This window comes from Corynebacterium phocae, assembly GCF_008693075.1.
GTDB lineage: Bacteria > Actinomycetota > Actinomycetes > Mycobacteriales > Mycobacteriaceae > Corynebacterium > Corynebacterium phocae.
Genome location: NZ_VXKJ01000045.1, coordinates 73,565 through 79,588, shown reverse-complemented (window position 1 = coordinate 79,588; position 6,024 = coordinate 73,565). Strand labels below are relative to the sequence as shown.

At 61.8% G+C, this 6,024-nt stretch carries 5 protein-coding genes; 2 read left to right on the top strand and 3 right to left on the bottom strand.

The window, feature by feature from the left end:
• Positions 1-167: 167 nt before the first annotated feature.
• The 3 genes from F4V58_RS09125 to F4V58_RS09115 all read right to left on the bottom strand — a co-directional run bounded on the left by F4V58_RS09125 (position 168) and on the right by F4V58_RS09115 (position 3,570).
• Entirely contained in the window at positions 168-887 is a 720-nt protein-coding gene (locus F4V58_RS09125; protein ID WP_075735310.1) for a sulfite exporter TauE/SafE family protein, read from the bottom strand.
• Between the two features lie 339 nt (positions 888-1,226).
• Positions 1,227-1,877, bottom strand: a complete 651-nt coding sequence (locus tag F4V58_RS09120; RefSeq protein ID WP_075735308.1) for a TIGR03089 family protein — start codon at positions 1,875-1,877, stop codon at positions 1,227-1,229.
• Positions 1,878-1,911: 34 nt separating this feature from the next.
• The gene (locus tag F4V58_RS09115) at positions 1,912-3,570 is read right to left on the bottom strand and encodes an LCP family protein (RefSeq protein WP_425429746.1); all 1,659 of its coding nucleotides are present in this window, start codon (positions 3,568-3,570) and stop codon (positions 1,912-1,914) included.
• Positions 3,571-3,714: 144 nt separating this feature from the next.
• Here F4V58_RS09115 and F4V58_RS09110 point away from each other — a divergent pair, with 144 nt between their 5' ends.
• Positions 3,715-4,632, top strand: coding sequence for a glycosyltransferase family 2 protein (locus F4V58_RS09110; RefSeq protein WP_075735306.1), 918 nt, complete (start codon positions 3,715-3,717; stop codon positions 4,630-4,632).
• Between the two features lie 58 nt (positions 4,633-4,690).
• A complete protein-coding gene (manB, locus tag F4V58_RS09105) occupies positions 4,691-5,767 on the top strand; it encodes a mannose-1-phosphate guanylyltransferase (RefSeq protein ID WP_075735304.1) in 1,077 nt (358 codons plus the stop codon).
• Positions 5,768-6,024: the final 257 nt, after the last annotated feature.

Genomic DNA, 6,024 nt, shown 5'->3' with positions numbered 1-6,024 from the left:
CCCCGCGCAGTCGCACCCCGGGCGCCCACACCTGGCCCGGCCGAGCCCCGCAGCCCGGCTACCGCCAACGCGCACCCGGCGGAACCCGCACCACCGCAGCACACCCCGCTGCCGGTGGAACACACGTATGCCGCTAACCGCTGAGCACTCGAAAACCGCGGAAAAGCCTAGAATACGGAGACCGCCAAGAGCATGCCTGCGGCAGCGAGGGATACCGCCACGACCAAACGATTAAGCGCCACAGTGTCTACACGGCGCTTCCACACCCGGGCAATTGCCAGGCCGGCTGCAGCTAGCGGGAGGTAGGCCACGGCCACCAGGAATTGGTGCGCAGTAGCTGCCCCGGTCAATGCCAGCGTGGCCATGGAAATCGCACTGCCAATGACAAAGGTGCCGGCCAAAGTGCTGCGGACCTTCTCCGGGTCAAAGTCTTTAAGAATCAACGCCATGGGCGGCCCGCCGATTGAAGTTATCGTGCCAAAGAATCCAGAAGTAACCCCGGCCAGCGCGGTGTTGGTGGGAGAATGGCCGGGGGACCAGCCAAGGCTGGACAGCGTCATGGCCAAGATGACGGCAACAGCAATAAATACCTGCAACCCGGATTCGTCGATTCTGGTCAGCACCCACGCCGCCAGGAGCGAGCCGGGAATGCGGCAGGCGGAGGAGATTGCGATCACCTGGGTATCTATACCGCCCTTGTCCCGGAGGTTGGTGTACAACATGTAGCTGGAGATGAAAAAGGCCAGAAATAGAATCACGGTGGGCACCAGCTCCGGCTTCACCAGAGCAATAATCGGGGTGGCTAGGGTGCCAAGTCCGAAGCCGATGGTGCCCTGGATGGCCGTTCCGAGCAGAACCAAGATTCCTAAAAGTATGTAGACCCACATTCGTGTCACTGTAGTGGCCGCGCGGCACCTGGCGTGTGGCCGGGGCCGGTTTCTACCCCGGTGGGGGGAAAGATTTTAAAGGCCCCCCGTGCTTGCCTCGGGGGGGAGGGCAATGAAGGGGGGCCGTATGCAAGGTGGGGCTGCCGGATCACTCGGGGGGGGTGGAGACCCGGCGCCACGCTTCCTCACAGGGAACTACTGTAACCTATTCGCGCACAAAACGCACTTAGTGCCCCTGACCTGCGTAAATTGCCAAAATTTCAGGAGAGGGTTTATCGCTTCTTGCGGTCGTGAGAGCGCCCGGAGAAGCAGGCTCACACCGGGTTTCGTGGCGGGATTTTAGACGGCTCGGCGGGTGACTTTTTCTGCGGAGGCAATCTCTTCCAAACGCTCGGACGAGACCAGCCCACACACCACAACGGCGGAGCCCCCGGCGGCCAGCGGGTGCATCACGGCGTTGTGGAAATCCTCCCGCGAGCACCAACCGGTGGACAAAAGGCGCTCCGGCTTTCCAGCGTGGGGGAAAAGCTCCGGCAGCGGCTGGGTGGTGCCATAGTATTGGTCCCCGTAAAAACGGACGGTGGGACCGAAATCGATGGCACCGGCCGGCAAGACACCTCCCGTTTCCGCCACGCCCCGGCCAAAGGGGTCGTCGGTGAGGACCACCACATCAGCGCCCGGGTGCTGGTCTGTTTTGTCAGGGGAGCTAAAGACCACCGAGGCCGAATCGCAGGGGGAGAAGGAGTATTCGATTCCGGCGGCCGTAGCCCCCAGTGCCACCACGGCGGCCTGCCAAGAGGCCGGGAAGTCAATCAGGATGTTGTCACCTGCGGCAAGGTCAAGTTCTTCCTCCAACATATTGGCAATCTTCGAAGCCCAGTTGTCCAGCGTTTGCGCGGAAAAGTCCATCCGGGCACCGGTGGACTCCGTGTACACGGTCAAGCGCGGCGCGGCCGCGTCGTGGTCAAGCAAGTGTTGGAGCATCATCATGCCCGCCAATCGTACCGCCAAAAGGCGGTCCCGGTCAGTTAACGCAGCGCGGCCCGTCCCCGCCGGCGTCAATTTCCGGCGACACTTCGGCTTCCCCAAAATCTGCGCCCGGGGCTCCCACGGGGGCGGGGGCCATTTCCTCTGCTGCGGAGGCGGCGTCCGTTTCATCCTGGTCGGAAGGGCCGGCGTAGTCGTTGGCGGTCACCACAATGAGGGTGTTTGGGTCCAGGCCTTCGTTGACCGTTATGGGAATACCCCCCAGCTGTTCGGCTAGCGCAATAGCGCGCGGGTCATCAGGATTGGCGGCAACTAGCTGCGTGGTGTCGTAGATGCCGGGATCGGCGTTCGCGGTGCGGTCTACCGCGTAGCCTTGGCTGGTAATCCAGGCACCCACGCCGGCTGCGAGCCCGGAGATTGAGCCCGCGTTGAGGACGTGGATTTCCAGGTTGGGGTCTATTGCCGGCGCGGCCTCGCCGTCGGCAGCGGGCGCCGGGGGCTGGGGGGCATCGGCGGCAGTTTGCTCGCGCGTTTTGGCTAGTTCTTCGAAGAAACGGTGGACCTCTGCTACGTCAACGGTGACAATGGACTCGCCGTAGTCGCCCACGCCGTCAATCGAGGTCACCGGGATAGTTGCGAAGGTGATGTTGCCGCCGGCCAGCCCGGAAAGCTGGTTGGCCAGGCTCATCACGTCCCAGTTCTCATCTAGCACCACGGAGCGCTCCACGGCCTTGGAAATGCGCGACAGTTTGGCCGGGTTAGTCAGCGTCCCCGAGGACAGGAGCTTATTTACTAACGATGCCGCGTATGCCTGCTGCCGCACAATCCGGTCCAGGTCCCCGCGCGGGAGCTCGTAGCGCTGGCGCACGAAGGCTAGGCCCTGCGCGCCTTGCAGCGTTTGCCGGCCGGCGGGGAAGTCTGCGCCGGACATTGGGTCGTTGACGGGGTTGTTGAGGCAGACGTCCACGCCGCCCACGGCGTCGGTCAACAGTACGAAGCCCACCAGGCCAATTTCCGCGTAGTGGTCAATATCAATGCCGGTGAGGGATTTGACCCGGTTAAACAGTGCGGAGCGTCCGGCCTGGACGGCGGCGGATTCAATGTCGCTGGGGGTGTGGACTGGGGGCTCGCCGGAGGCGTGGGCGGCGTCGTTTTCAGCCACCAGCTTTTCGCGGGTGGCTAGCGCGTGGGCACCGTATACGCCGTTGATTTTCATGTTGCCAAACTCATCATCGGCTACGTAGGTGTCGCGGGGGATGGAAATGGCTGTGGCGCGGGATCCGTCCTTGGGGATACGGATAACCATGATGGTGTCCGTGTTTTCCTCGCCGCTGTCCACGCCGGCGTGCAGTGCCGCTAGCTCCTGCTCGCTCAGGGTGTTGCCTTGGGCGTCCGTGCGGGAATCCGACCCCACCATGAGGATGTCCAAGGCGCCGTCGGAGAAGCCTTCCTTCTTTTTGCCGTCCCCCCTGGACTCGGAGTTTCCGCTGGCACCCAGGTCGAGGTTGCCCACGCTGGCTAGGTCCCCGCCCACGCGGCCAACAAAGGCGTAGCCCACGCCAGAGACAGTCAAAACCGCTACGGCCAGTGAGGCCAGGACGGCCTTCAGGGGCAGCGAGCCGGCTTGCGAAAGCCTGCGTGCCTGGGTGCGGACGGGGCGGGGGCGGCGCGCCGGTCGATCCGGGAAGTGTGACACTATAGCTGCCTTTTCGTGTTTGATGACGGGGAACTTGCGGGGCGTCAGGTGCTAACGCTTAGCTATTGGCATTTTAGGGTAACTGGCGGGAATTTTTTACCTCGACATGGACTTAGGCGTGGCTTATTACGTTATCGCCGGTGTATGGTTAGCCACATTGTGAATGAAACTACCTCAACTTCCGCAGCTAACACTGAGCTGCCCTTGGGCGTTGTGACCGTGACGTATTCCCCGGGGCCCTACCTTGACGCGTTGCTGCGCTCGTTGGATAAGGCCACCCGGTCGGGCACGTACACGGTGCTGGCGGATAACGGCTCCAGCGACGGCGTGCCGCAAGAAGCCGCCGCCGCAGCCGGCAACGTGGAGTTTTTAGATACCGGCGGAAACATTGGCTACGGTGCCGGGATGAACGCCGGTGCCGCGCGTTTGCGCGAGCTGGTGGACGGCGGGAAGCTACGGGGGGACTACCTCCTGCTGGTCAACCCGGATGTAGCCTTCCACCCCGGCAGTGTGGATGAGCTCATTGCCTGCGCCCAGAGCTGGCCGGGGGCAGGCGCGGTGGGGCCGCGTATCGAGGAACCGGATGGGTCCAGCTACCCGTCCGCCCGCGCCGTGCCTACCCTGGGCACTGGGATAGGCCACGCCCTACTGTCCGGCGTATGGCCCGCCAACCCGTGGTCCAGGCGCTACCGCAAGGAACAAGACATGACGCAGCGGCGTGAGGCCGGTTGGTTGTCCGGTGCGTGCGTGCTGGTTAGGTGGGACGCGTTCACGGAAATTGGCGGCTTTGACGAGCGTTACTTCATGTACTTAGAAGATGTGGATCTGGGGGATCGGCTCAGCAGGGCCGGGTGGTGCAACGTATTTTGCCCGGAAGCTGTGATCACCCACGCCCAGGGGCACTCCACCAAGCGCCACGCGCGGGCTATGACCAAGGCTCACCACCAGTCGGCGTACCGGTTCCAGGCGGATAGGTTGCCGCAGTGGTGGCAGGCTCCCGTGAGGTGGTTGTTGAAAATTGGTCTAGACACCCGCGCGCTGTGCGCAAAACTGCAAAATTAGGATTTAAGATTGCGGGTGGAAGTGATTTCCCCGCTGGAGAGTAAAGGAAGAAACGCGTATGGACGCACAGTTAGTTGACGCCGTGGTTTTGGTTGGCGGACGGGGCACGCGCCTGCGCCCGTTGACCAACAACACCCCTAAACCAATGTTGCCCACGGCAAATTTTCCTTTCCTGCAGCACCTTTTGGCGCGGATTAAGGCTGCCGGTATTGAGCACGTGGTGCTGTCTACCTCTTTTAAAGCGGAGGTTTTTGAGCAATACTTTGGCGACGGCTCGGACATGGGCCTAGATATTGAATACGTGGTGGAAGAATCCGCGTTGGGTACCGGCGGCGGTATCCGCAACGTCTATGACAAGCTGCGCTATGACACCGCCATGGTGTTCAACGGGGATGTGCTCTCCGGGATGGATTTGGCCGGAATTTTGGAAACCCACGAGCATAAAAACGCCGATGTCACCATGCATCTGCTCAAGGTTGTGGATCCGCGCGCCTTCGGTTGCGTGCCTACTGACCCGGACGGGCGCGTCCTGGCTTTCTTGGAAAAGACCGATGATCCTCCCACCAACCAGATTAACGCCGGGTGCTACATCTTCAAGCGTTCCGTAATCGAGCAGATCCCGGCCGGCCGGGTGGTTTCCGTGGAGCGGGAGACGTTCCCGCAGCTTTTGGAGGAAGGCGCTCAGGTCTTTGGGCATGTGGATAACTCTTATTGGCGGGACATGGGCAAGCCGGCGGACTTTATCCACGGCTCGGCGGACATCGTGCGCGGTATTGCGCCCTCGCCCTTGCTGGAAGGCAAGACGGGGGAGGCTTTCGTGGACCCTTCGGCGGGGATAGCGGATGGGGTGTTGCTGTTGTCCGGGACTTCGGTGGGGCGCGGAACTGAGATTCGCGCTGGCGTGCGGTTGGACGGGACCGTGGTCTTTGACGGCGTGACTATCGAGCCTGGTGCGGAGATTAAGGATTCCATCATTGCCTCGGGTGTGCATATTGGGGCGAACACCCGGATTTCGGGCTGCGTGATTGGGGAGGGGGCTAGCATCGGGGCTCGTTGTGAGCTGCTGGATGGTCTGCGTATTTTCCCTGGGGTCGCTATTCCGGATAGTGGGCTGCGTTTTAGTCCGGACGCGTAGCTTTGTGGTGGCGCGACACGCCGGAACCTGTGAATTAGTTGCCAGGTTTGTTACCTCCCCCTATATCTAGTACCCCCGGAGATTGCCCCCCGGGTGATGGTGATGTTACTTATGTGACTGGTGTGATCTGTGAGCTGCATTTTCGGCCAAACTTAAGGAATTCACCGGTTTTCGGGTTGACGGTATTTAGTGCCACGGTGTTAAATCACATGTATGTAACGCGCACCGCTGGAACCGGCTAGCCATCACTTGGGAGC

What these genes read in the sequence shown, in the direction of transcription:
- F4V58_RS09125 (WP_075735310.1), bottom strand. Translation starts at nt 887, where the DNA reads ATGTGGGTCTACATACTTTTAGGAATCTTGGTTCTGCTCGGAACGGCC.
- F4V58_RS09120 (WP_075735308.1), bottom strand. Translation starts at nt 1,877, where the DNA reads ATGATGATGCTCCAACACTTGCTTGACCACGACGCGGCCGCGCCGCGC.
- F4V58_RS09110 (WP_075735306.1), top strand. Translation starts at nt 3,715, where the DNA reads ATGGTTAGCCACATTGTGAATGAAACTACCTCAACTTCCGCAGCTAAC.
- manB (WP_075735304.1), top strand. Translation starts at nt 4,691, where the DNA reads ATGGACGCACAGTTAGTTGACGCCGTGGTTTTGGTTGGCGGACGGGGC.